This is a genomic window from Amygdalobacter nucleatus (assembly GCF_029167365.1).
Taxonomy (GTDB): domain Bacteria; phylum Bacillota; class Clostridia; order Saccharofermentanales; family Fastidiosipilaceae; genus Amygdalobacter; species Amygdalobacter nucleatus.
In genome coordinates, this window is record NZ_JARFNM010000001.1 from 1,502,173 (window position 1) to 1,527,465 (window position 25,293).

Annotated in this window: 21 protein-coding genes; 7 read left to right on the forward strand and 14 right to left on the reverse strand. The window is 40.2% G+C overall.

Annotation, left to right across the window (positions count from 1 at the left end):
- The first annotated feature begins 288 nt into the window (after positions 1–288).
- Both PYS62_RS06870 and PYS62_RS06875 read left to right on the forward strand, forming a co-directional pair.
- Positions 289–504, forward strand: a complete 216-nt coding sequence (locus PYS62_RS06870; RefSeq protein ID WP_156422940.1) for a hypothetical protein — start codon at positions 289–291, stop codon at positions 502–504.
- Positions 505–739: 235 nt separating this feature from the next.
- Positions 740–1,174, forward strand: coding sequence for a cation transporting ATPase C-terminal domain-containing protein (locus PYS62_RS06875; RefSeq protein WP_066713247.1), 435 nt, complete (start codon positions 740–742; stop codon positions 1,172–1,174).
- A gap of 76 nt (positions 1,175–1,250) precedes the next feature.
- Here the strand turns inward: PYS62_RS06875 and PYS62_RS06880 are convergent, their stop codons facing one another.
- The 6 genes from PYS62_RS06880 to PYS62_RS06905 form a co-directional block, all read right to left on the reverse strand.
- Complete coding sequence (locus PYS62_RS06880; protein WP_066713236.1) at positions 1,251–2,012, reverse strand: SDR family NAD(P)-dependent oxidoreductase; 762 nt, start codon at positions 2,010–2,012, stop codon at positions 1,251–1,253.
- Between the two features lie 272 nt (positions 2,013–2,284).
- On the reverse strand, positions 2,285–2,482 hold the full coding sequence (locus PYS62_RS06885) for a hypothetical protein (RefSeq protein WP_315573458.1): 198 nt from the start codon (positions 2,480–2,482) through the stop codon (positions 2,285–2,287).
- Between the two features lie 119 nt (positions 2,483–2,601).
- A complete protein-coding gene (locus tag PYS62_RS06890; RefSeq protein ID WP_066713234.1) occupies positions 2,602–3,774 on the reverse strand; it encodes an ATP-binding protein in 1,173 nt (390 codons plus the stop codon).
- 250 nt (positions 3,775–4,024) lie between these two features.
- Positions 4,025–5,368, reverse strand: a complete 1,344-nt coding sequence (locus tag PYS62_RS06895) for a C1 family peptidase (protein WP_066713232.1) — start codon at positions 5,366–5,368, stop codon at positions 4,025–4,027.
- Between the two features lie 50 nt (positions 5,369–5,418).
- On the reverse strand, positions 5,419–6,981 hold the full coding sequence (locus PYS62_RS06900) for a UDP-glucose--hexose-1-phosphate uridylyltransferase (RefSeq protein ID WP_066713226.1): 1,563 nt from the start codon (positions 6,979–6,981) through the stop codon (positions 5,419–5,421).
- Between the two features lie 178 nt (positions 6,982–7,159).
- The gene (locus PYS62_RS06905; protein ID WP_066713223.1) at positions 7,160–7,621 is read right to left on the reverse strand and encodes a hypothetical protein; all 462 of its coding nucleotides are present in this window, start codon (positions 7,619–7,621) and stop codon (positions 7,160–7,162) included.
- 337 nt (positions 7,622–7,958) lie between these two features.
- On the opposite strand from PYS62_RS06905, the gene PYS62_RS06910 reads away from it, so the two are divergent.
- The 4 genes from PYS62_RS06910 (at position 7,959) to PYS62_RS06925 (ending at position 15,193) form a co-directional block, all read left to right on the forward strand.
- The gene (locus PYS62_RS06910; RefSeq protein ID WP_066713220.1) at positions 7,959–10,064 is read left to right on the forward strand and encodes an efflux RND transporter permease subunit; all 2,106 of its coding nucleotides are present in this window, start codon (positions 7,959–7,961) and stop codon (positions 10,062–10,064) included.
- Position 10,065: 1 nt separating this feature from the next.
- A complete protein-coding gene (locus tag PYS62_RS06915) occupies positions 10,066–12,873 on the forward strand; it encodes a hypothetical protein (RefSeq protein ID WP_066713217.1) in 2,808 nt (935 codons plus the stop codon).
- 143 nt (positions 12,874–13,016) lie between these two features.
- Entirely contained in the window at positions 13,017–14,381 is a 1,365-nt protein-coding gene (locus tag PYS62_RS06920; RefSeq protein WP_066713214.1) for a serine hydrolase, read from the forward strand.
- Between the two features lie 101 nt (positions 14,382–14,482).
- Entirely contained in the window at positions 14,483–15,193 is a 711-nt protein-coding gene (locus tag PYS62_RS06925; protein WP_066713212.1) for a hypothetical protein, read from the forward strand.
- A 236-nt stretch (positions 15,194–15,429) separates the two neighbouring features.
- Here the strand turns inward: PYS62_RS06925 and PYS62_RS06930 are convergent, their stop codons facing one another.
- Together PYS62_RS06930 and rpoZ are read right to left on the reverse strand one after the other, a co-directional pair.
- Positions 15,430–16,875, reverse strand: a complete 1,446-nt coding sequence (locus tag PYS62_RS06930) for a glycine--tRNA ligase (RefSeq protein ID WP_066713204.1) — start codon at positions 16,873–16,875, stop codon at positions 15,430–15,432.
- Positions 16,876–16,888: 13 nt separating this feature from the next.
- Complete coding sequence (gene rpoZ / locus PYS62_RS06935) at positions 16,889–17,347, reverse strand: DNA-directed RNA polymerase subunit omega (RefSeq protein WP_066713201.1); 459 nt, start codon at positions 17,345–17,347, stop codon at positions 16,889–16,891.
- A gap of 308 nt (positions 17,348–17,655) precedes the next feature.
- Here rpoZ and PYS62_RS06940 point away from each other — a divergent pair, with 308 nt between their 5' ends.
- Entirely contained in the window at positions 17,656–19,119 is a 1,464-nt protein-coding gene (locus PYS62_RS06940) for a nucleotidyltransferase family protein (protein WP_066713199.1), read from the forward strand.
- 124 nt (positions 19,120–19,243) lie between these two features.
- Here the strand turns inward: PYS62_RS06940 and PYS62_RS06945 are convergent, their stop codons facing one another.
- From PYS62_RS06945 to PYS62_RS06970, 6 genes are all read right to left on the reverse strand, one after another.
- Positions 19,244–21,103, reverse strand: coding sequence for a hypothetical protein (locus tag PYS62_RS06945; RefSeq protein ID WP_066713196.1), 1,860 nt, complete (start codon positions 21,101–21,103; stop codon positions 19,244–19,246).
- A 54-nt stretch (positions 21,104–21,157) separates the two neighbouring features.
- Positions 21,158–21,910, reverse strand: a complete 753-nt coding sequence (locus PYS62_RS06950; RefSeq protein ID WP_066713193.1) for an ABC transporter ATP-binding protein — start codon at positions 21,908–21,910, stop codon at positions 21,158–21,160.
- 462 nt (positions 21,911–22,372) lie between these two features.
- Positions 22,373–22,660: an ATP-binding cassette domain-containing protein gene (locus PYS62_RS06955; RefSeq protein WP_066713190.1), complete on the reverse strand. Its 288-nt coding sequence runs from the start codon at positions 22,658–22,660 to the stop codon at positions 22,373–22,375.
- Positions 22,650–22,964: an energy-coupling factor transporter transmembrane component T gene (locus tag PYS62_RS06960; protein ID WP_082714276.1), complete on the reverse strand. Its 315-nt coding sequence runs from the start codon at positions 22,962–22,964 to the stop codon at positions 22,650–22,652. The genes PYS62_RS06955 and PYS62_RS06960 overlap by 11 nt, the downstream gene beginning before the upstream one ends.
- Positions 22,965–23,145: 181 nt before the next feature.
- Complete coding sequence (locus PYS62_RS06965; protein WP_066713187.1) at positions 23,146–23,835, reverse strand: V-type ATP synthase subunit D; 690 nt, start codon at positions 23,833–23,835, stop codon at positions 23,146–23,148.
- A 68-nt stretch (positions 23,836–23,903) separates the two neighbouring features.
- Entirely contained in the window at positions 23,904–25,283 is a 1,380-nt protein-coding gene (locus PYS62_RS06970; RefSeq protein WP_066713184.1) for a V-type ATP synthase subunit B, read from the reverse strand.
- Between the last annotated feature and the right edge of the window lie 10 nt (positions 25,284–25,293).

Consider the following 25,293-nt stretch of genomic DNA (forward strand, 5'->3'; position numbering starts at 1 on the left):
GCTAAAGCTAAAATTTCGCAAATTCTGCCAAACATAAATCCAGCTTTACTAAAAATTAATTCTAGCAGCCGATAATTCCCTGCTTGAAATATATTTTTGTGCTAAGCAAGTTCGCTTATTTTATTTTAAATTTAGGCATAAACTATGGACTTAAACAACTTACTTAAAGAATAAGAAGGGCACTTAACTTGCTAAGCAATCTGCGACGATGCATATAACAAGCAATCTTTTACGTTTTTAGAATAGAAGGAGTTTTTTCAAATAATTGCTAAGCATATAGCGCAAAAATTGGAGCTTGCTCCAGACTCAATCATGACAGGCGATGAAGTTTCAGATTTGACTAATCGCCAGCTAGCAATTCAAGCTCAAGATTGCAGTATTTTCGCTGAGATTGACCCCAACCAAAAAGAGGATATTATCGTGACTTTGAAGTCGAATAATAATGTTGTGGGCTATATGGGCGATGGTATCAACGATGTGCTGCCATTCAATGTGCCGATGTAGGTATTTCGGTTAATACAGCCCAAGATACAGCCAAAGTGGCTGCTAAAATCATTCTCTTGAAGCAAGATTTGCAGGTTTTGATTGACGGCATAAAAGAGGGTCGCCGCACCTTTGCCAATACCCTGAAATACATCTTCCTAAGCAAATTCTGTTGACCAATCTGTTGACTTATTTTCCGTCTCTGCAAATTGCCAGCGATAATGTGAACAAAGAATGAGTAAATGACCCAGTTAGAATGGATCTTGATTTTATTAAAAAGTTCATCTTCACTTTCGGCATAATTTCGTCTGTTTTTGACTTTATAACTTTCTTTATCCTCTTGTTCGTCTTCCAAGCTTCACCTGTTAGCCTCCATACAGCTTGGTTTGTTGAAGCTGTCATATCAGCCACGCTCGCCATGTTAATTGTTAGAACGCCACGGCCATTTGTAAAATCAAAGCCCAACCAAAAGCTCTTTTATTCTATCGCGCTAGTCGATGCATTGGTTGTCTATTTACCATTTTCACCACTAAAAGACATGCTCGGTTTTGTTGAGCCAGCTCCTAGTTTGTTGTTAGGTATTGTTTTGATTGTCTTAGCTTATGTGCTGCTCCTAGAGCTAGTAAAGCAGAAATTTTATAAACATAATAGTTTGCAAAGGCACTTCTTTTTCCTGAAAAAGTTCTACTAGCACTATCTAAAAAATCCACCTGCCAGACTACCAGACAGATGGATTCTGCTTACACTACAAGCTTGTTTCGACATTACTAATACTTAAAGCTGGACCAACCGCCATCAACAGGCAAGGCAACGCCTGTGACGAATGAAGCTTCTTCTGAGCCCAAAAAGATAGCAGCTGCTGAAAGTTCATCCCCCTCACCAGCTCTAGCTATCGGTTGAATATGCTTCACCTGCTCTTGGAACTCGGGTGTATCAAACAAGCCCTCTGTTAATTCAGTTCTGAAAAAGCCTGGGCAAATAGCGTTGACCGTGATACCTTTACTACCTAATTCAGCTGCCGCTGCCCGCGTGTAGCTGATAACACCAGCTTTGGTGGCATGATAAGCAGCTTGTCCACGGCTAGTGCCCATAAGTCCGTACACGGAAGAAATATTGATAATTCGGCCATAGCCTTTAGCAATCATGGCTGGCAAATAAGCACGGCTCACTTTGAACACTGATGTTAAATCAGTAGCTACCGTGAAATCCCATGCCTCATTAGTCATAGTATCCACTGAACCACCCTTACTAGATCCAGCGCAATTTACAAGAACATCAACTTTACCAAAAGTAGCCAAAACCTGCTCTGCCGCTTGCGTAATTTGTTCATCACTCGTAACATCGCACACAACCGGCAAAGCTCTGACTCCATAGCTTTCTAACTCTTTAGCTAAGCTCTGAAGGCGCTCAAATCTTCTGGCGCTGACAGCCACATCTGCTCCCTGTTTGGCAAAAGCCACGGCCATGTAGCGACCTAAGCCCGACGAAGCTCCTGAAACTACAACTACCTTACCTTTGTAATCAAACATTTTCATCCCTCCCAATTTTTACGCACACAAAAATTCTCTATACAAATTGTGACTCAAATCACATTTAATTACAATCCATTAAGGCCTTTGTTCTCTTCCAAAATACTTAAATAATAAGTAGGTTCATCAAATAAACGATTCAAAATTTCAGAATACTGTTTTGTTGGTATATCTCCATCTGCATAGCGCGTAAATGTATGCTCGCCCCAGCCTAATAGTATTGATAGAGGACGTTTGCAAATTGCATAGCGTTCAGGAATTGCTTGAATCTTTTAAAGTGAGATAATTCCGTTCTCTTTACGATAAACATCATAAAGCGCTTTCAAATTAGAATCACCAATTTCTGGAACATCTACATACGCTCCACATTTGGCACATTTGGCTTCCTTACCAATATTGCGGTAGTGAAAGTAACGGATTTTCCAGTCATTTTCTTTTCTTCTACGATGTACTGAACATCGTCTCTGCATTCTTCGCAAAACACACTACTTACGTTCATCATAACTCACCCCTTAAGCTCCTATCGAAATAGATAATCAATCAGCTTGCTTCGCTCTCTATACTAATTAGTACATTTTACAGATGCCATCTAAAAATTCTGGTACTTTTTCAAGTCTTTGAAATTAACATATTCAACGCCATTCAGTTTTGGATAAGATTGGCCTGTGTAAATAATTTTAGGATTCTTGGCAGTTTTTTCCGCTTCCACAAAAGATAGTAAGTGCCTTGAAAATGACCTATTAGGAGTCATTGCCGTTTTTATTTCAAATGGATATAAAATATCTTCTTTCCTTACAATCAAATCAACTTCAACTCCCTTTTCAGTTCGCATATAGAATAGATTAGGATTTTGGTTTTCATTCAGCCGAGATTTTAAGACCTCAGAAACAATTAAATTTTCAAAAAGATTGCCTCTTAATGGGTCTCTATTTGCTTGATTTTCCGTTTTGATTCCTAATAAGTATGAAGCCAAGCCTATTTCAGTGAAATAAATTTTAGGGGATTTAATCTGGCGTTTCGCAATATTAGAAAAATAAGGTTGCAATTTATAAACGATATACGAAGCTTCAAGCACCGATAACCATTCAGATAAAGTCGTAGATGAAACCCCAACTTCTCCTGATAAAGCAGCAAAATTTACAACTTGGCCCACTCTACCTGCAAGCAAAGTTAGAAATCTGAGAAATTTATCCAGGTTCTTAATTTCTAACATAGCACGTAAATCTTTTTCGACATAGGTATTCAAATAATCACGATAATAAACTAGGCTTTCTCTCGCATTTTCCCTATATAGTTCCGGCATAAAGCCCTTAATTAATAAATTATCCGTAGATAATCCCTCTAAGACCCCTTCCTCTGCAAGTTCAGCCATACTTAGCGGCAGTAAAGTTAAAATACTGGTTCTGCCTGCTAATGATTGGTCAATCTCTTTTTGCAAACTTGGTTGGTGACTTCCCGTCAGAATAAAGCGGCCGTTCTTAGCTCTATCTTCATCAACCATAGCTTGTATCGCTGAAAGAAGTTCAGGCACGCGTTGAACTTCATCGATAATTAGTGGTTCTTTATAGGTTGCAAAAAAGCCTCTGTAATCTTCGATGGCTAACATCCTATTAACAGGATCTTCTAAATTGACATAAGTGTATTCTTTGAAACAATCTTTCACCAATGTGGTTTTCCCAGACTGTCTAGGTCCAATTATTGTTACCACAGGCACTTGCTTTGTAAGTTGAATTAATTTGCTCGCTATTTTTCGTTTGATCATACATGGCTCCCCTTAGATAAATTTATTGTGCGAATTTAGGGCGTTATTTTCAAGTTATGCTTGAATAAAACGCCCATTTTGCTAAAAGAAGCTTTTCTTCACCTGAAGCAGCCAATTGTTTCAGTCCCCAAAGTGCGCTTACTTCCTATATTTAGGCATAATAAATGCACCTCCTTAGTTGGTTCTATTCTTAGACCAAATTCAGAGGTGCAATTCCGTAGCTAGAAAGTTATTTAACTAGATGATTAAATTACATAACTAAAGCCAAAGCACCAAATGGATCCCAAGGTTCCAATGCCTTTGGTTGTTCAGTTAAGGCTGCTTGATATTCAGCTGGTACGTACTTCTTGTCGACCATGATCTGATATGTGTATTCATCAAACCAAGCATCTGTCATTGAGTAAATACCGTCTTTACCAGCATCCTTACCCCATGAGTTTTCAACCTTCCAGTTCAAGATCTTGCCATCTTCTGCAAGATCAACACCAGCTAAGACCATAGCGTGAGTTAAGAGTGAATCGCAATAATCCAAGCGCTCTGCCTTGTTCAACTTAGAGCCATTGCCAACTGTTAAGTCGTAATTATAAATGTCTAAGTCCATGATACCATTCTTGCTGAGCAAACGTTTGCCAACATCGCAACCGAACCAAACTGGATGACCATCTTTGATTGAAGCGACTGCTGCTTGTTTCAAGACCTCAATTGGTACGTTCAGATAGCAAATTGGAGCTGCTTCCTTGACTGTACCTAAGAATTTGACTGTGTAAGTATGGCCATATGGCTTATCTTCAGTTGGAGCATTGATCAAGGAAACCATGTCCTTCAAGTTCCAACCAACATACTTCTCAAAGAACTCTTGTGGTGTAGTTTCAGGCAAGCGAACGAACTTCTTATCCTTGTTACGATAGGAATATGAGAATTTTACAGGTGGCTGACCTAAGCATTTAACTAAGAGATTGTAGACAGCATAGAGCATATCTGTCTTTCTTTCTCTTAACTCAGTAGCTGTTTTGCCCTCTTTTTGGTGAGCTGTTCTCAATTCATGAGCGTAGCTGCGCAATAAGCTGGTCAAATAAGTATCCATGCCACCTGAATTAGAAGAATGGAAAGTTTCAGGCATCAATTCTTTAGGTACGCAACCATACTTAGCTAAAATACCCTTGAACATATCCCATTGGCCACCATCTTGCACTGGAGCTTGCAACAAATGATTGATCAAGCGTGAATCTTTTTTTTCATCCAAGGTCTCAAGAATAGATTCTAGGAAATAGTTAGCTTTCTCAAGTTTGTCGTAGAAGAAAGTATAAGCCTGAGAAAATTCGAATGTTTCCATGTTGAAATGTTCCATAATACTCAAGCGAGCAACATTCAAAGCAGAGAACATCCAGCAACGGCCAGAAGCTTTTTGGTTTGTGATTTTACCAATCTTAGGCTCTTCGGAGAAGACAAAGTTATGGCGACGGATAGCGTTTTGATTAACAGAAGCTTCATATAAGCCAACTTTAGCAATTGCACCTGCTACTGCTTGGCTCTGTAAATCTTTACCATAACGCTCTTGAAAAGCGGTTAAAGTTTTTTGATCAATATTAAGCATATGTTTATCCTTTCTATGTTTGCTTTAGTAAACGATTATAAACTGTTTGTTTAGATACTCGCAAGCTTGCTAACAGCTTCAAAGAAGCGCTTAACCCCAGCTTCACCAGCTTGATTCAGCTTGTAAACGCCGGCATCTTCTAGGCAGCCTTTGAAGACAAGGCCTGTTTCTTTAGCCAAAATAGCCTGACCTGTTTCAGATTTGAAAGCTTTAGCGCCATACTTAGCCAATAATTCTCCTGCCCACTTAGCATGAATAGCCAAGCGTGGATCATTCTCACCTGTCTCACCTTTAGCAAGCAACACTTGCAAATCGTGAAGTTCGCTCTTTAAGCGAGCTGGTAGGACAGCCAAGCCCATGACCTCAATCAGGCCGATATTTTCTTTTTTGATATGATGCTTATCAGCATGTGGATGGTAAACGCCCAAAGGATGCTCATCGGTCGTTAAATTGTTACGCAGAACTAGATAAAGTTCATACTTACCCTCATGTTTCCTTGCAATTGGCGTGATGGTGTTATGTTTCTCTAGATTTTTGCCCTCGCCTGTACTTGCATAAATATTCAACTCAGCATCTGTATATGTCCGCCAAGCTTGCAATATCAAGCTAGCCAGTTCAGATACAGGCTTTCTGGCTTTGGCAGATAGGCGAATGACACTAAGTGGCCAGTTAAGGTATGCCACTTCTACATCAGGGTATTTAGCCAAACCAGGCAGATTGAAAAGCACTTTTGCCCTTTGCATTGGGAAAGTGTAATGTCCGCCTTGGAAATGGTCATGTGAAAGGATTGAGCCACCTACAATTGGCAAATCAGCGTTGGAGCCGATGCAATAGTGTGGGAATTGATCGATGAAATCGAGCAAGCGTTCAAATGTTAAATTGCAAATTTTCATCGGGCGATGTTCTGCACTCAAGACAATACAATGCTCATTGTAATAAACATAAGGTGAATATTGGAAATACCAGCGCTCATTAGCTAATTCTAATGGCAAAATGCGGTGATTGCTTCGACCTGGATAGTTAAGGCGACCAGCATAGCCCATAGACTCTTTGCAGAGCATACATTTAGGATAAGAACTGGCTTTTTGTTGAGCAGCCTGCTTAATTGCACGTGGATCTTTCTCTGGTTTGGACAAGTTGATTGTAATATCAAGTGGGCCATACTCTGTGTCTGTCTGCCATTTGACATCTTTAGAGATACGATAGCGGCGAATGTAGTCACTTTCCTGACTAAAATGGTAGAAATAGTCAGTGGCTGCCTTGGGTGACTCAGCATACAAAGCTTGGAACTTGCGCTTAACTTCACTTGGGCGAGGCAAAAGGCAATTCATCAGCTGACTGTCAAATAAGTCACTCAAGACAACAGAGGTTGTATCAACTAAATTTAAGCTGTCAGCTTCAACTAGTAAGCCCTGCAATATATCAGCCAAGCTTAACTCATTGAGTTCAGCTAGCTCTGTTTCTGACAATTCAGGGGCCTGATAATCTGTCTGCTTAAAAACAGCTAACAAGCGATTAAGGGCATAAATTTCATCTTCGTCACTTTCTAAGAGTTGCTCGCGCCTACCATAGGCAACTAAAGCGGCTAAATAATAATTCAAGCGATCGTCCATGTTACTCCTTAGGTTCATTCACATTCAAATGAGGTGTTTTTTTGCATAAAAGTATATGCACGAGTAATTGTATATCTTTTTCACCTAAGTATAAATAAAACCAACATGCCTACTTTGAACTGCACTACCTGAATTGCTTCTTTCTTAGTCCAGCTTCTTTCGTAAAATAAAGTAGGCCTCACCACTTACTGAGCGATTGACGGAATTTGTCCTTACGCTCCTCTTCTAAGTCTAAAATATTCCACACAATCCCTTTCAAAATGACTAGCATCCCCACAAAATAAGCCATCTTTATTGAGTAAAGTTCTTCGTAATTAGCTAATTTATGCCATTTTAAAATTGCAAAAACTAACGCCAATGCTAGATGTAAATAAAGAACCTTGTAGACAAAGCCGAATATGTAGGCACGCCTGATTGCTTTCTCACTTGTAAGGCTGCATGCCTGTTTGGCTAGATAATAATTACTACACAGATACAAGTCCAAACAAGCTACTAGCAAAATTGAAGAAATATGTCTAACTGGCCAGATAGCGCTCGAAATTAGCAAAGAGAGCATGATAATTACATTACCTTCAACTAAAGCACATTTTGCTTCTTTATAATTAAGCTCTGGCTCATTCTGGTAACAAAGGATATACATATTTGGCCCCTTCGTTTATTAAGATTTACTAGATGAATAACACCCTGACAATAAATTCACCTTAAGCCCAACTTCTTGCAGTTAGTTTTACCATTTGTTAACTCTTCAGAATAATAAATGCTCAATTAGGGAAAGTCAATCCATTTCATTAACAGCTAATTCATTTTAGCTTGTTTACACAGATTACCCACACCATCTTTATGCCATATGAACAACATAAGGCCATTTAAGCCAGATTATCTCCCTTTGTTACGCTAAATACACCACTTGTTTACATCTTTCCATACACGAAAATTTTGGGTAATGTTACAATTAACTCGAGTATTGAGGTTTGAAAATGAAAAAAGTGGCGCAAACAATTTTGAAACACAGCAAGTTAATCATTGCCATTTATGTTGTTTTAGCAATTATTTCTGTTTTTGGCATGTTGCAAGTCAAAGTCCAGTACGATTTGAGCCTTTATCTTCCACCTGAAAGTAATTCGACTGTTGGCTTAAAGTATTTATCTAACGAATTTCATGATGCAATTCCCAACTTGTATGTCGCAACACCTGTCAAAGATCTTAAGGCAGCCTTAGCTTTCAAAGAAGAACTAAAAACATATAACGGCGTTGTATCCGTGCGCTATCTCGATGACATAGCTGACATTAGCCTACCTTTGAACTTGCAAAACCAAACTTTCGTATCTAACTACTACAAAAATGGTTTAGCGCGCTATGAATTAGTCGTTAAGAGTGAAAATTACGGAACTTATATCGCCAAAATGCGCAACGACTTTCAGCCCCGTCCCCTCTATCTAACTGGGCAAGCCCTCGATATGGGCAGCGCTAACACGGCAGTTAAAAGTGAAGTTAGTCGCATCATGTTATTTGCCGTACCTTTCGCCCTCTTCGTTCTCTACTTAATTAGCTCAAGTCTGTTTGAACCGCTTCTATTTGTCTTAACAATTTTTGCCGCCGTGCTCTTTAATATGGGCAGCAATTTCTTCAAAGGCGATATTTCTTTCATTACGCAATCAATCGCTGGTATCATGCAATTAGCAGTTTCAATGAACTATGCTGTATTTTTGCTCCATCAGTTCAAGGAAGCTATCAATGAGGGCAAAGATCTCTTAGAAGCACTTGAGTTAGCCATTCTCCGCAGCTTCTCTAGCATTACCTCATCAGCCGTGACAACGTTCTTCGGTTTTGTGGTACTCGTTCTCATGGCTTTCCGTTTAGGCCTCGATATGGGCTTAGTTTTGGCCAAGGGTATTATCTTTAGCTTGATCTGCGTCATTACACTTTTGCCTTGCTTAATCAAGGAGCTAGCCCCTTTAATTAAGAAATTTTCCTTTAAGCCAGTTTTTCGGGCCGAGCGTTTCCAATTCTTGCCCAAAATTGCTAAAGCGGTGCGCTATCCCTATTTAATCTTAGCCATTTTATTGTTGCCATTAGCTTTCATTGCGCAAAAGCGAACAGATATTTCCTATGGCATGGGTAATTTGCCAGAAAACTCGCAAGCTTATAAAGATCGTGCCATCGTCGAACAGAATTTCGGTCGCTCGCTATTATATGCAATAATAGTCGACCGTGAAGACTCAGCTAAAGTGCCAGATTTAGTCAAAGAAATTAAGCAGCTAAAAGATGTCAATGCCGTTATAAGTTACAGTGAAATGGTAGGACCAGATGTGCCAAAGCAGGTGTTGCCAGCTAATTTAATTAAGCAATTAGTTGCAGCAAATTATGAGCGCATTATTGTCCAGAGTAAGCTTGTGCCAGATAGTCATCCAGCTTTCAAATTAGCGCGCAATTTGCGCAAAGTTTGCGCTAAGCACACAGAGCATCCTTTCTATACAGTGGGTGAATCCTTCTCGCTTTTGGACATGAAAGATACAATCGAACGAGACAATATCATCATCAATTACTTCATCATCATCTCAGTAGCTCTGGTCTTGCTCTTAACCTTCTCCAACTTCACGCTACCGCTACTAATTGTCTTGACTATCGAATTTTCTATCTGGCTTAATTTGGCTATTCCCTACTTCCAAGCTACACGCTTGAATTTCATCGGTTATCTCGTTGTCAATACTTTCCAACTCGGCGCTACTGTCGATTATGGTATCCTATTAAGTGAAAAGTATCTCCGCTATAGAAAGCTAGGCTCCAAAGAAGATGCCTTTAAGCGCTGTATAAGCGAAGCTACAGCTTCCCTCTTAGCACCTGCGCTCATTTTAAGTGGTTGTGGCTTTATCCTATCCGTCATTTCTTCGCTCCAAGCTGTAAGTGAAATTGGCCAGGTTTTAGGCCGCGGAGCTTTGCTTTCGCTATTTAACGTGTTAATTCTCTTGCCGAATTTGCTCTATCTGTTCGATTGGCCAATTCAGCACAGTAATTTTAATCTCATGACTATTCATACTAAACTTAAGCAAAAATTGCATCGCAAACAGAAAGGTCAGGCCTGATATGAGTAAATTGAAGCATAAAACAAATTGCAAAAAGCAAACTAAGGGAGTAGAAACGACCAACCAAATAAATTTACGCTACAAAATCTTGGCCTTTATCCTCGCCTTGTTGATGATTCTCGGCCTATTTAGTAGCCTGCCACTCTTTGCCCTCAATGAAACAGAGGCAAAAGGTGCCAAGCAGATAGATGAAGCAGCTCTTAAAAAAGCGAAGGCCAAACTCAAAGATGAAGTTGCCAAGTTACCATACACCAAAGAAGAACTGATTTATGTCAGTTTGGATCCTAATAATAAAGCAGACAGTAAGTGCCTAACGCCAACAGTCTACGTGGTCAATTATTTCGAGGCCAAGCAAGATTGCACTGTCACTGATTTTGGCAACTATGCAGAAGTGCACAACTTACAGCCAAGCAAAGAATGGAACGTCAGTAAGGAAAATGGCCAAAGTAAGATTGAGTTCAAATTAAAGAAAGGCGAATTTTTCTATTATCAGGGTCAGCTAAATGATATTGCCTTGCCTTGGCAAATTGCCTATCAATATACTTTAGATGGCAAAGTGCTAAGTCCCGCTGAAATTGCACACAAAGATGGGCATTTCAAGTTGGAAATGAGCATCAAGCCAAATCTAAAAGCCGACACATCATTCTATGATAGTTACATCTTGCAATTACAATTTGCCCTGCCTTTGGCTAATTTCAGCAACATCAAAGCCAAAGATGCACAAATTAGTATTGCAGCTAACAAGACAAATGTCGTTTTCATGCAATTGCCTAAGCAAACTAAGACCTATGTTATCGAAGCAGATGCTAAGGATATTAATCTGCCAAGTAGCAACCTTACTGCTCTGCCTATCACGTTTGACTTAGAGGCAGATGGTTTGTTAGGCAAGCAGATGGGCCAACTTAAAGCTTTGGAAAATGGCATTGGCCAACTTAACAGCGCTTCTAATCAGCTGAACAATGGTTATAGCAAGCTGAGCAACGGTATTTGTGAATTAAATATCGGCAGTCAAAAATTAGCTAATGGCGGTATTGAACTTGGCGATGGTGCCATCAAATTTAGCTCTGGCTTACAGCAATACCAAGCTGGTTTACAGCAATATTTAGCTGGTGTCGGGCAATTAAATTCAGGTATGCAAGAAGTCAAAGCCGGCTTATCCAAAGCTGAATTACAAAGTTATATGTCCTTACTGCAAGATTTGCAAAAATATCTGACAGAATTGCCAGAGGGCAAAGAAATTAGCTTAGAAGAATTAGAAACAAAACTGGACATTTTAACCGATACGCTTGAGAAATTCTTAACTCTATTAAAGCAAAACCAAGACTTACTCTCTAAAATATTAAGCTTGAAAGTCCCACCACTGGACGTTGCACAAATGGAAAAAGCGCTTAACGGTATTACTGAAACGGTAAACGAGCTAGCTAATATGGTCGATAAGTTACCTGACATACTTGCTTTGCCTAACAGAAATGGAGTTACACCGAAGCCAAATAGCGCTTCTAAGCCTGCTGTGACGCCTTCTGCGAAGTCTGCTGAAACACCAGATGGGAAGCTGGCTGTGAAACCTGATACGACACCTTCGGTTAATGCCGTGACTCCTGATGTGAAACCTTCCGTGGCGCCAGATGCAAAGCCTTCAGCGGCGACTGATACTAAGCCTTCCGTGACACCTGCTGAAACACCAGATGGAAAGCTGGCTGTGAAACCTGACATAACGCCTTCCGTAGAACCGGATGCAAAGCCATCAGCGATGCCTGATACTCAGCCTGCTGCGAAACGTGATATGGCACCCTCCGTGACACCTAACGTGCAAGCAGAAGCAACACCAAATGGAAATTCAGCTATTACGAACGAGGCTAAATCTGCTACCAGTGAAGCCAAAGCTGTTATGTCAAACACTGCCTTTACACCAACAAGCTTTGCCACACCTAAAAAGCAAACTTTTGTAGCCACAAGCTTGAGTAGCCTAGGTCCTAAGCCTAATCCACCTTTTTCTTTGCATGATCTCAAAGCAAAGCTTCACAATTTGGCTACTGAGCTCAATAAGCTCCAAGCCCAAATGAAAGAAATAAGCAGCTTTGTGGAAGCAATCAAGAAACTAAAAGCCAGTTTGCCTGATAAGGCGCTGAATGTAGAAGAGCTAATTACTAAACTCAACACGACTATTGAACAGCTGAAAAAGGCTAAAGAGCTAATTCACAAATTAAGAGCTGAGAAAAATGATGCAAAATTGCCAAGTGCCAAGGAGATTGCTGAAATTCTAGATAACATTCCCAAACTGATTGACGGGTTAAATCAACTGGCTGACGGTAGCTCAAAGCTCGCTCTAAACGGCGCCATCTTATCTGAAAAAGGCGGCGAATTAGTAGCTGGAGCCAATCAATTAACTGGCGGTATCTTAATGTATGTTGATGGTACATTTAAGCTATCTAAAGGCGTCAGCAAGCTAGCTGACGGTGCCATCAAGCTAGAGCAAGGTTTCCAAGCTTTCCAAGCTGGATTCAATAAGTTAAGTCAAGCTACAAACGGTATGAGTGAGACGGCTAAGCAAAAGATGACACAAATGATCAACGATTTATTGGGTCAAAATTTCAGCGCCCATTCTTTTATCTCAGACAAAAACCAAAAGCACACAATCAGTCAATTCGTCTTTATTTTCCCCGGCACAAGTGCTAGCGAAAATGCAAAAACGCCTGAGCCAAGCCAACAAGCTGAAAGTTCCTCAAGCAATGCCAATGTTGCGCCCAATAAAGATAGCTCATTCTGGCAAAAATTAAAGGCCTTGTTTAAGCCTGCAAGCAACGATTAATCTAGGGCTTGGCCCACAAATAGTGATTATGCCTGTAGGCCTGCAAACATTAGTTAGGCTTTAGCAAGTTCAGAGTAGAGTTAATCTTACTGAAATATACGAATGTTATACTTAGCTGATATTGTCATTTTAGGAGCAAATTTATGCTTTTTACAAAACTAACTAAGCGTAAACTTAGTCTAATTTTAACATGTAGTATCTGCCTCAATTTGCTTGCAGCTTGCGAACAAAAAAGGAACGTTGAACCAACGAATTTACCGAGCTTGCATGCCGAAAGCATTGACCTAAACAGTGTTTACAAGCCAACAGAAAAGGATGAGGCAGCTGAGTCTATGAATGATGATGCAGAAAAACGTATGCAAGAATTGGAAAAGCTCATCACAGCTTATCTGGCCAAAAAAGATTTAAGCTCCGACCACCTGGCCATCGAATTGTATAACTTCAAGCGTAAAGAACATTATGCACTCAATGCCGACAAGTATTTCACAGCCGCAAGCACCTATAAATTTCCTTTAGCCGTTATTTACTACGACCTCATGCGGCAAGGCAAGGTGCAAAAAGGCAGCCAATTCAAAATTACGGAAGCTGAATTAGCCGAGGAAGATAGCGCTTACAGACGAAGTGCCATAGGTAGCATTATCTGTGTTGAAGATCTCCTAAATCCCATGATTTTGCATTCAGACAACACAGCTGCCCACGTCCTATTTGAGGAATTAGGCGGCTTTCAGCGTTACAAAGAAATGGTATGTGAAACTATCAGCATTAACAAAGATCCGAACTATATAAGCGAGGGCAATAAGATAAACGCCCAAATTCTCAGTGCTTTTGCCAAAAAAGTCTACGAAAATCAAAGTGATTACAAAACTCTATTAGCCAACATGCAAAAGGCTGAGCCTATCCATTATTTGAACTTCTTGCCAGCTATGCACAATATCATGTGGCAAAAATATGGTTCATATGCAGAAGCATTAAATTCAGTTGGTCTCAAATTAGATGGTCCAGAGCAATATTCCTTGGTTGTGTTGACCAATTTAGGCCGAAATGGCGAGCCAGTAGTCGGTGAACTTGGTGCCTTAGTCTACGCTTTTTACCACCCAGATAAACTAAAAGCAGATGAAATCATCAATAAAGCCGAGCACTTCGTAGCTTATTATCAACCAGCATCTGATACGCAGCCAGTTGCAAATCATGCCCAATTTGACCAAAGCGTCCCTGTTAATAACATAAACGAAACTCCTAATCCAAATAATGGAGCAGCTGAAGCTGAGGTTAAAGTTGACGGCACTTCCGAACCGCTTGTTGATAACAAAAATGAAGCTGTTGATAAGGATAGCAATCAGAAGGCAGATGCTACTGAATTTCAAGTAGAAGAAGTAGCAAATGACACAAACGAGCAAGCTCAAGCTGAAAATGCCGCAGCTAAAGACGTTACAGATGGAAATTCAAGCACTGCTTCTGATACTCACGATGCTGCTAGTAATAGCAATGACGCTTCTAGTAATAACTAAGTAGTCGTTACTGTTTGTTTAAGCCTTTGACTTAACTTTGCCTCAAATCTGTTATATATTTAAATTGTATAAGCAATTATCTAAAAGAAAGTAGGCCTAACATGGCGGAATTAGAAAAACCAAATGAAGTAGCTGAAGAAAATAGCGTAAAAGACGCTACAAGGATTGCATCTAATGCAGTTGTTGAACAAGTTAAGGATGCACCAGCTGAAGCTGTACACGACAAAGCTGTATCTGAAAATAAAGAAGCTATGCCAGGCACTACAACCGACACTAGCGTAGATAGTAAATCTGAACCAGAAGGTTCACCAAAAGAAAAAGCTAACGCACAAGAAACTAACGCTACAAAATCAGAAACAAAAGTAGAAAAAGAATCAACGCCTGTTTTTACAAGCTCAGATGTAAGGACTGAGTCTACCCATTCTGGCTCTTTCTTCTTACGTCTATTATTCATATTAGTAGCTGTCATTGCTTTGCCACTCTGTTTGGCTTTCGCTTTGACTGGACTTAGCTTGATCTTAGCTACATTAGCGCTTTTCTTTGCTTGTTTTGTCGCAGTAACTGGTGTCTTTTACCATGACTTCTTGACTTTTTTCCAAATAAACTCACTTGATAGAATGATAAGCTTTGATGCTATCCCTTATCTTCAGCAATATTACGATCTGTTACCTGAGCCATATCGCTTTGCTCTAGCAATTGTTATCGTGATTTTAGCTGCATTCTTTGTGCTGGGATTGGCTTTCCTCTTCCTAAAATTGGCTAAGTCAATCTGGCATGGCATGGGCAACTGGCGTTGGAAATTAAGCAAATAAAATTATATGTTGTCGCACAAAAAGCTCACTTGCGCACACAACAGATGGGTGTCAAAAGCCCGTCATCAGTACGTTAGGCGTACTAAAAGCTAGCTTGGCTATAAGTGCAACTTAACACATGGCTCATCGGCACGCAAAATCTCTAATTGATGAGCAAAAAAGCAACTCCCAATTATGTATCCAGACTGTTCTGGTCATAACTGGGAGTTTTATTATTAAGCTAATTTTTCGTGCTTTTACAACAAGTTATTGACTTGCAAATGCTCATCCAACCAAGCTGTTAAAGCTTTGATTGGCACTCTAACCTGACTCATCGTATCACGCTCACGAATTGTCACAGCCTCATCCTCAGCTGATTCAAAGTCGTAAGTTACACAATATGGTGTACCAATCTCATCTTGACGGCGATAACGCTTACCAATGGACTGACGGCTATCAAATTCGCAGCTGAAATGCTTAGCTAAGTCACGATAAATTGGCATAGCAGCATCTTTCAGCTTATTGCTGAGTGGCAATACGGCAACTTTAATCGGAGCTAAGGACGGATGGAAGTGCATGACCGTTCTTGTTTCGCCATTCTCTAATTGTTCATCTTCATAAGCTGAACACAACACAGCCAAAGTCAAACGATCAGCGCCCAAAGATGGCTCAACAACATAAGGAATGTATTTCTCATTTGTCTCTGCATCAAAGTAGCTCAAATCTTGTTTGGCAAAAGTCTGATGTTGCTTAAGGTCATAATCTGTGCGGTCAGCAATACCCCAAATTTCGCCCCAACCGAATGGGAACAAAAATTCAGCATCGCTGGTAGCTTGTGAATAGAAGCTTAATTCTTCTTGGCTGTGGTCACGGAAACGTAACTCATCGGCTCTTAAGCCCAAATCAAGCAAGAACTTGTAGCAATAATCTTTCCAATATTTGAACCACTCCAAAGACGTACCTGGCTTACAGAAGAACTCTAGCTCCATCTGCTCAAATTCACGCGTACGGAAAGTAAAATTACCTGGTGTAATTTCATTACGGAAAGACTTACCAATCTGACAAATACCAAATGGTAGCTTCAAACGCATAGCTCTCTGTACATTCAAGAAATTAACGAAGATACCTTGAGCTGTTTCTGGCCGCAAATAAAGCTCCGTTGCACTGTCCTCTGTTACACCCTGATGTGTCTTAAACATCATATTGAAGCGGCGAATTGGCGTATAGTCTAACTTACCGCAATTTGGGCAAACGATATTATAAGTTTCAATATATTGACTGAGTTGCTCGTTGCTAGCACCTTCAATTTGTAAATCAGCTAGTTCCGGTTGAGCCTCAGCATTTGCTTTAACAAAGTCCTCAACCAAGTTATCAGCTCTGTAACGGCTCTTACAAGTCTTACAGTCAATCAATGGGTCATTAAAATTGCCAACGTGACCTGACGCCTGCCAGACAGTTGGATTCATCAAGATAGCGGCATCCAAGCCCACATTGTATTCATTCTCAAGATTGAAACGTTTCCACCAAGCAGCTTTCAAATTGTTCTTGAGGAGTACGCCCAATGGGCCGTAATCCCAAGCATTGGCTAAGCCACCATAAATATCAGAACCAGGGAAAACAAAGCCACGTGTTTTGCAAAGTGCGACTAACTTCTCCATGGTTAAGCCATTTTTGTTTTGGCCTTTAATCTTCTCAATAGGCATATGTCAAGCTTCCTTACTCGTCGTATTCGTTTGAATCTGCATCTTCGTCATCAAGCTCAGCACTGATCATATCTTCCAAGCTCTCAGTGTTTGCTTGATCCATAACATCGGAATTAGGCTCTGGCTCGTTCTCAGCTTCAGCAGCTGGGGCTATAGCTTCAGTTGGCTTGACGAACGTTTCAGCATTAGCTTTCTCTTCCATATCTTGGAAGCGTTGCTCACGTTCTTGACGCTTACGCGCTACTACCTCTGGCTTCAAAGGAATAGCTGGACGTACTGGTTGCATAACAGCAACAACTGTATCATCAGCGAACTCTTCACAGGCTACACTAACCTCATTTTTGCTGTCAGTTTTCAAAAGTGGCAGACCACCGTTCACTAATTGGCGACTGCGTTTGGAAATAGCAATTGCTAAGCAATAACGATTTTCGACATGTTTGAGTAATTTCTCAATAGGTGGATCAACTAACATCTTTTCGCTCCTTCTGACACGTACACTAAGTTAATATTATAATTTTTCTAAAGCAATAAGTCAAAGTTTCGACGTAAATTGTGCTTGACAAGTTTCGACGTAAATTGTGCTTGACAAGCTTCGACGTGCATCTTGCTATTAATCAGTGATAATTTCACCCCTGTAACTAACCAATTAAAATTTCAGCTCTGCTTATTCAAACAGAACAAGCTAGGCGCGTAATAATTAATTATCCTAGTTGAGCTTCTTTTCACTTCGCTTATCACTGTATAATTAGTATACAGTTTTAATAGTCGGAGTAAATTAAATTGAAAGTTGCAGCTTTAATCGTCGAATACAATCCTTTACATAACGGTCACTTATACCAAATCAAGGCCGCACGTTCTTTAGTTGGGCCTAGAGGTACCATCATTGCCATCATGTCTGGCAGCTTTTGTCAGCGGGGCGAGCTTGCCTGTTTAGACAAAGGGACACGGGCCAAGCTGGCTGTCGAATTAGGCGTTGATTTGGTGCTGGAGCTACCTGCCTTAGCTGTCCTAGCCTCGGCCAATTATTTTGCCAAAGCGGCTATCAGCCTAATTAACAGTTTGAATTGTGTCGATTATGTCGTTGTAGGCATCGAAAGTGAACAGCCGAATTTGCTTCAAGCTCTAGCTGAATTACTTAGCGAACTTAATCCTGACGTAAGCTTAGGCAAAATAAACAACCCCTCTGACTTTGCCCTAGCTCTAAAAGCCAAACTTAAAGCTGGCCAGGCTTATCCGCTTGCTTTAAGTGATTTACTCGGAAGCTCCCCCTATCTTGAGCAATTAAAGGCCAAACTAAATACTGACTGTAAGTTAGATGACCTTAATAATGAAATAACTGATACATTACAAAAAGCCAATAACATTCTGGCCTTAAGCTATCTACAAGCCAAATTAACCTTGCCTAAGCCTAGCAATGCCTGGCAATTCAAGTTCTTAAAGCGCCAAACTGGACCTGACTTTAATAGCGCGCATCAAATTCGTAAGCTTATCCAAGCCAATACTGGCTCTATCAGCAATCTGTTGGCTAACTTACTGCCTTATCTGCCAGCTTTGAGTCTGGCCAAAATCATCCAAGCAGCCCAAGCTGAGGCGCTTATGACTGAAGCTAATCTAGCCGAGCCACTTCTAGGCGAGTTAGCTAAAACTAGCTTGCTTAGGGATAAAGCCGCCAAGCAAATTGATGTTAAAAGATTAGATGCTACAAGCTTCGACGTTGCAAGCTTAGACATTAAAAGCTCAAGCACGCCAACCTTAACTAATAGCCAAATTAGCTTTGCTAACCGCTTTCAAATAGAAAGCAAACAACTTGCCAAATATCTGTCTAGCGAAGCTATAGATATGCCCAAATTGCTAGCTAACGAGCTGAGTCACAAGAGCTTAACTCTGGCTAATTGCAAACGTAAATTGCTATTAAATTTATTAAATTTGCCGAATTATTCATTGGCAGAATTGAACGAATTAACTAGCCACGCTCACTATCTCCGCGTCCTAGCATATAGTAATTATCCTGGTCGGGCTTTGTTAAAGCGCTTATCACAAACAGCTACTTGTCCAATCATCATGCGTTTCAGTGATTTTTATGAAAAACAAAATTACCCTCTGAGTGAAACGGCTTTTTACGAAACGGCTGATGCAGATTATCGGGCAACTAACTATTACGCCTGTCTCAGTCACAATCCTAACGCTTTGGATAACAAGCTAGTTCTCACGCCGATCAAGGTTAAGCGAAAGAAGCATCAATAAAGCCCCTAACTCTGTGCTATGTTAAAAAGACATAGCACTTAAAAAGTCACGAGCTTTTTTAGAATAGAGGCTTAATTTCTAGAGCTTTATTTCTGAAGCTTTATGCTGACGCCTGAGACTTAATTTATAAGCTTTTCCTCGCTAAATATTTGGCTAATGGGCCAAAGTAGAACACCAACAATGCCAGCATATAAACGCACTGCCAAATTGTCACAATTAACGCCATATTGCCTTCCTTAAAGTCGAATGTAAATGTGAAGCCATTACCCACAAAGACAAGCAAAACTAAAGGTAAAGCTACGATCAGTAGGCCACCGAAATTGATCAGTATGCGCTTAAAGCCTTTCAATTGCCTGACTAATTCTGTTTCCAAATCGAAATCAAATTTGGCCGTATAGGCTGCCACAATTAAAGCACTCACCAATATGGAAATTTGCAATGCCAAAGTATAGGCAATAATCAAAGCAGCTAAGCTAAATTGCATGCCAAAGCAAAGCAAGCAAACAACGACGCCAAGTATGATCATTGCTTCGATAATGGCACAATAGTAAATAAAGCCACGTTTCAATTTCACTTGTAAATACGTCTGCATCTTCAAAGGCATAGTTCTATAAAAGATGAAGTTACGGCCATCACGCAAAATTTCAGCATTTGCCATTGAACTCAGATTAGTCAAAACTAAGGCAAAGGTAATAGCAATAAGAATGCCAAACACCGCCCCATTCTTGAAGCTAACCTCAGCCAACGCCGTCTTATTCTGCGCAATGAACTTAGCAACATCAGCCAATTTAAAGCCATTTTTGCTAGCAGCTCCTATACCACCAATAAAGAAGCAGACAACTATGTAAAGCGGCATCAACAAAGGTGTTAATGTAAAGTTAGTAAACAAGTTTGGGGTTCGCTTAACTAAGCACTTATCAACGTAGGCCAAACTCTTATATGGCGAACGCACTTTCAATTCAGTCTTAATTTCTTGCCTAGTCATTACCTTTTTAGCACTATTACCAGCACCCTGTAAGCTTCTGATAATTGGCAAATAATTAGCGCTGGCATATTTGAATAAAGCAACCAAGAGTAACTCTACCACTATAACACTTAAGGCTAGGTATAAATAAGCCGTAACGGTATTAGCGCCAAAAATTTGTTCGGCCAAAAAGCCCGGCAAACTAAACAAGTTAAAAACGTTAAGTAAAATTTTGCCCCAAATCGAATTGGCTGTCATAAAAGTGTTAGTAATAGCTAAAGCAGAACCTGTGTTTTTGCTAAAATTGGCAACGAGCTGCGAGCCTGCACCAATACAGATGAAGAAGACAAGCATCACGCTACTAGCTACTTTAACAAAGCGATCACGATTTTTGAAAAATTTCACCTTGCTGATTAGGAGAAAGAGCAAGAAGAGTAAAACGATTTTGGATGAAATACAGCAGAGAATAACGTAAATCACACCTCTAACAACTAGATCAGCTGAATAGTGACCGCTCCAAGCCGCGCCTAAGAACAAAGCCAAAAATATTGGTAAATCTAAAAGCATATTGCCATAGGCAAATTGCCAGAATTTGGCTTTGACCAAATCACGATCCTTAAATGGCAAAGTCATGTAATAAATGACATCATCACTCATAAATAACATGCTTATGCTACTTGTAAAGGAAAGGAACAAAGTCGTCATAAACAGTGTCATGGTGACCATCTTAGCTAATACAAGCGGCCCTGCAGCTTCGCCCATGCTTAAACCAAGCATGGCAAATAAAAAGGCTAAAAAGCAAATACCTAAAAGCAACTGAATGACTTTGGTTGGAATAAAAGCAAGCTTTCTTTTAATGAACTGCCAAATAGAATTGGTTTGTAATTTCAGAGCCAAATTGCTTCTGTTTTCTGCCTTATTAGAAACGGCACTTTTGGTAAAAGCATCCATCTCGCCGTTAAAAACGCTATATAGCAAAGCTCGGAAGGGGGTGCGAACTTTTAATATTTTCTTGTCCATTTTCTGATCCTTTATCTACCTGGAATGAATATTAGTGCTCTTAGCTGCCTAAAATCACTCAGCTTGGGCTACTTCTACACTGTCCTCGTTGTTGGTCAACTCTAAGAACAGGTCTTCTAAGGAAGCATCTTCATTCATATTGGCTCTCAGCTCAGCAACTGTGCCAACGAAAACAATTTGGCCTTTGTTGATTACGCAAATTCGGTCAACTAATTTCTCGGCCACTTCCAAAACGTGGGTTGAGAATAAGACGATATTGCCTTTGTCTGCATGTTCACGCATCTTCTGTTTCATCTCAAAAGCTGAGCGTGGATCCAAGCCAACCATCGGTTCATCCAAGATCCAAACTTTCGGATTGATTAGTAAGGCACCCATGACCATCATCTTCTGGCGCATACCATGGGAATAGCTGTTTATTTCTGAAGCTAAATCTTTCTCCATGCCAAAGTTAACTACCAGTTGATTAATTCTTTCCATGCGTTCTTTGGCTGGCACTTGATAAACGTCGGCCATGAAGCGCAAAAACTCATAACCTTTCAAGCGTAAGAGGTTGTCTGGGCTATCGCTGACATAAGCAAACTCGCGTTTGTAGTTCTCTTGATCTTCTTGCAATTTTTTGCCATTGATTGTAATTTCGCCCTCATCTTGTTGCAAGATACCGACGATCATTTTGAGCAAGGTACTCTTGCCGGCACCGTTCGGGCCCAAGATACCCATAATCTCGCCATCATTAATCTGCAAATTCATATTGTTGCAGGCTTTCTTCTTGCCGTCATAAGATTTGCTTAAATTACGAATTTCAATCATAAAAACCTCCACTACAACGCACTTTAAGCGCCATAGTCTTAACCTCTTTTAGTTCATTATTGTTTAATATCGTTATGATATCACTTTTACGTCTTAAAGCAAATTACAGTAGCTTAAAGCTTGTTGACAATCATGTTACAAGCAAAGTGAAATGTAGGCGGCCAGTAGGTCAGCAACTTTTTCTAGGGACTTTTGCAGAATAGCAGACAAAAAGAGAGGTCAAAACTGAAATGCTTCATCAAAGTTGGGACAATAAATAAAAGACTTATGCAAGCATGGACTGACATTAAAGATTTTTGCGTGTCAGTCCTATTCGTTTTATTTTAATTAAGTCTTTTCAACTATTTTTCAAAAAGCTCAATATACGGTCCTCATTCCCAGAAGCACTAATTTTTTTATTCTCAATTTCTGAAAGCAAATAGGCCGTATTGCAAGTTTTAAACATAAGCTCTATATCATGAGTTATGAGTATAACAGGTGTTTCGTTGATTTTCGCTTTAATGGCATCAGCAACAAGATCATTCGTTTATGATCCAATCCTGCCGTTGGTTCATCCAGAATTACCAGCTTTGAATCTTTAAGAAAAGCTATAAGAAGTGCCAGCCTCTGCTTTTCCCCACCTGATAGATCATGTGGATTCAAAGTTCGTTTATCCCACAATTCCATTTGGACTAAATATTTTTTAACCTTGGCTAAATACGCTTGATCTTTAAACTTGTTTTTAGGAATAAGCTCCTTTTCAACTTTCAAATGCTTTATAAAGCATAGGAACTAAATAAATTTCAAGGCTATGAATCGGTTTAAAAATGCTAATTCCCATGTTTCTAGCCTTTAAGCCTTCCCTGATGGCTGATAAATACTCTTTGTATTCAGGTATAAACCTAAAAAATATAGCCACACCTATGCACAATGTATTTGGTAAATGAATGCTTCTTAGAGAATATATCATTGTTGAAGTTCCAAAGCCTGACAATATAGTGGCCAATATCCATATAGGAAAAAATCTAAGTATGATAAGTACCATAGCATACAAAGCACCTATCCAACCATACATAGAAAACTGATTTGAAGTCAACGATACTAATCCAAATAAGGCAATATAAGCTAAAAAAGTTGAAAACGCTAGGAAAATAAAATCGGCGTAGCTGGTATTACCAATACGCCGATTATTTAAAGAATCAAATTTCTAAGTGAAGCCACCTAATGACTCCCTTGTATTCTCTCACGCTTGAAATTTATGCTTTCTCAGCTTGTTCTTCTAAGTAAGCTAAGCGTTGCTTCATTTCCGCTGCCACAATCATATCTTTGACTTTCATCAAACGAGTCTGATTAGCCAATTCGCTCTCTGACAACTTACTCTGAATTTCCTTAATCATAGCTTGCAAATCAGGAATCATCACATGCTCCAAGGAATTAACACGCCGTCTTGTGCGTTCAATTTCAGCTGCCATCAACTCAAGGCTCTTTTCTTTCTCAGCTAGTTTAATCATGGTTGGCAAAACTAAAGCTAACTTATCTACAGCATCGTCCAACTCACTAGTAGTTGTAGCTAAGCTGTATGGGAAGCTTTGACCTTCTGTGCTAGCATTGATTGAAGTCAAAGGTTCAAAGCAAGGTGTTTCGACGGCCATAATGCGCTTAACACTAACTTTAAACTCCAAGCTAGAAGCATTTTGCAAACTTGCTTCTTGTAATTGCTTAGGTCCCATCGTAGCACGTGCCAAGCCCATCGCTGAACTAGCCTGTGCAAGCAAACGTTCCATCTCATGGCGCATGGCCAAAGTGTCATCGACTAAAGCCAAGAAATTTTTCATCAGGCCATCACGCTTATCTTTGAGCATAGCATGACCTTTACAAGCAGTTACCAGTTGCCGCTTTAACCGCATCAATTCCATACGGTTGGGACTAACCCTTTTATTTGCCATTTCTTGCTTCCTTTCTTAAAAGTTGTTAGATAGCCGGCTAAAAGCTAACTCCTAGCCGGTCAATATAACTAATCTTTCTTCTCGATGTAGTACTTATCGATGTACTCTTGGTGAATACGTTTCAACTCTTCCTTAGGTAAGATACTCAAGAGCTCCCAACCAATGTTAAGTGTTTCTTCAATGCTTCGCTCAACATTATTACCTTGGTTGAGGTACTTTTGCTCAAATTGCTTCGAGAACTCAGCAAACAACTTATCTGTTTCAGACAAAGCACTTTCACCTAAGATAGTTGCCAACTCCAAAGCTTCCTTACCACGCGAATAAGCTGCGAACAATTGGTTCATCGTATCGGCATGATCCTCACGTGTCTTGCCTTTACCAATACCTTTATCTTTCAAACGAGACAAAGATGGCAGAACATCAATTGGTGGGGTAATGTTGGAATTGTGCAAAGTACGATCCAAAATGATCTGGCCTTCTGTGATGTAACCAGTCAAGTCAGGAACTGGGTGTGTCTTATCATCATCAGGCATAGTCAAAATAGGCATCATGGTGATTGAACCTTTGTTGCCACGCAAACGACCAGCACGTTCATACAAGCTAGCTAAGTCTGTGTAGAGGTAACCTGGATAACCACGACGGCCAGGCACTTCCTTACGAGCAGCAGAAACTTCACGCAAAGCATCAGCGTAGTAAGTCATATCAGTCATGATGACCAAAACCTGCATGCCAAGGTCAAAAGCCAAATATTCAGCTGTTGTCAAAGCCAAACGTGGTGTAGAAATACGCTCGATAGCTGGCTGATCAGCCAAGTTCAAGAACAAAACTGTTCTCTCGATAGCACCTGTCTTTTTGAAGTCTGAAATAAAGAAATCAGCCTCTTCAAATGTGATACCCATTGCAGCAAAGACAACGGCGAATTGCTCATCTTTACCAAGAACCTTAGCTTGTCTAGCAATCTGAGCTGCCAAAGCAGCATGTGGCAAACCAGAAGCTGAGAAAATAGGCAACTTCTGACCACGAACTAGAGTATTCAGGCCATCGATAGCTGAAACACCTGTTTGAATGAACTCATTCGGATAGTCACGAGCAGCTGGATTCATCGGGCTGCCGTTAATATCTAACATTTTTTCAGGCACTGGCTCAGGGATATTGTCGATTGCTTTACCAGAACCGTTAAAGACACGACCGAGCATATCACGGGAAACGCCTAACTCTTGGCCGTGACCTAAGAAGCGAACTTGATTGTCTTCAATATTGATGCCTATGGCACTCTCAAACAGCTGTACTAGAGCGTTTTCACCGTTAATCTCAAGCACACGGCAACGTCTAATCTCACCGTTAGCCAGCTTTATCTCGCCTAATTCATCATACTTAACGCCAGAAACACCTTTAACCAACATCAAAGGGCCGGCAACTTCTGCTATTGTGCGATAATCTTTAGCCATATTCACTCCT

What these genes read in the sequence shown, in the direction of transcription:
- PYS62_RS06875 (WP_066713247.1), top strand. Translation starts at nt 740, where the DNA reads ATGGATCTTGATTTTATTAAAAAGTTCATCTTCACTTTCGGCATAATT.
- PYS62_RS06880 (WP_066713236.1), bottom strand. Translation starts at nt 2,012, where the DNA reads ATGTTTGATTACAAAGGTAAGGTAGTTGTAGTTTCAGGAGCTTCGTCG.
- PYS62_RS06885 (WP_315573458.1), bottom strand. Translation starts at nt 2,482, where the DNA reads ATGCAGAGACGATGTTCAGTACATCGTAGAAGAAAAGAAAATGACTGG.
- PYS62_RS06890 (WP_066713234.1), bottom strand. Translation starts at nt 3,774, where the DNA reads ATGATCAAACGAAAAATAGCGAGCAAATTAATTCAACTTACAAAGCAA.
- PYS62_RS06895 (WP_066713232.1), bottom strand. Translation starts at nt 5,368, where the DNA reads ATGCTTAATATTGATCAAAAAACTTTAACCGCTTTTCAAGAGCGTTAT.
- PYS62_RS06900 (WP_066713226.1), bottom strand. Translation starts at nt 6,981, where the DNA reads ATGGACGATCGCTTGAATTATTATTTAGCCGCTTTAGTTGCCTATGGT.
- PYS62_RS06905 (WP_066713223.1), bottom strand. Translation starts at nt 7,621, where the DNA reads ATGTATATCCTTTGTTACCAGAATGAGCCAGAGCTTAATTATAAAGAA.
- PYS62_RS06910 (WP_066713220.1), top strand. Translation starts at nt 7,959, where the DNA reads ATGAAAAAAGTGGCGCAAACAATTTTGAAACACAGCAAGTTAATCATT.
- PYS62_RS06915 (WP_066713217.1), top strand. Translation starts at nt 10,066, where the DNA reads ATGAGTAAATTGAAGCATAAAACAAATTGCAAAAAGCAAACTAAGGGA.
- PYS62_RS06920 (WP_066713214.1), top strand. Translation starts at nt 13,017, where the DNA reads ATGCTTTTTACAAAACTAACTAAGCGTAAACTTAGTCTAATTTTAACA.
- PYS62_RS06925 (WP_066713212.1), top strand. Translation starts at nt 14,483, where the DNA reads ATGGCGGAATTAGAAAAACCAAATGAAGTAGCTGAAGAAAATAGCGTA.
- PYS62_RS06930 (WP_066713204.1), bottom strand. Translation starts at nt 16,875, where the DNA reads ATGCCTATTGAGAAGATTAAAGGCCAAAACAAAAATGGCTTAACCATG.
- rpoZ (WP_066713201.1), bottom strand. Translation starts at nt 17,347, where the DNA reads ATGTTAGTTGATCCACCTATTGAGAAATTACTCAAACATGTCGAAAAT.
- PYS62_RS06945 (WP_066713196.1), bottom strand. Translation starts at nt 21,103, where the DNA reads ATGGACAAGAAAATATTAAAAGTTCGCACCCCCTTCCGAGCTTTGCTA.
- PYS62_RS06950 (WP_066713193.1), bottom strand. Translation starts at nt 21,910, where the DNA reads ATGATTGAAATTCGTAATTTAAGCAAATCTTATGACGGCAAGAAGAAA.
- PYS62_RS06960 (WP_082714276.1), bottom strand. Translation starts at nt 22,964, where the DNA reads ATGTATGGTTGGATAGGTGCTTTGTATGCTATGGTACTTATCATACTT.
- PYS62_RS06965 (WP_066713187.1), bottom strand. Translation starts at nt 23,835, where the DNA reads ATGGCAAATAAAAGGGTTAGTCCCAACCGTATGGAATTGATGCGGTTA.
- PYS62_RS06970 (WP_066713184.1), bottom strand. Translation starts at nt 25,283, where the DNA reads ATGGCTAAAGATTATCGCACAATAGCAGAAGTTGCCGGCCCTTTGATG.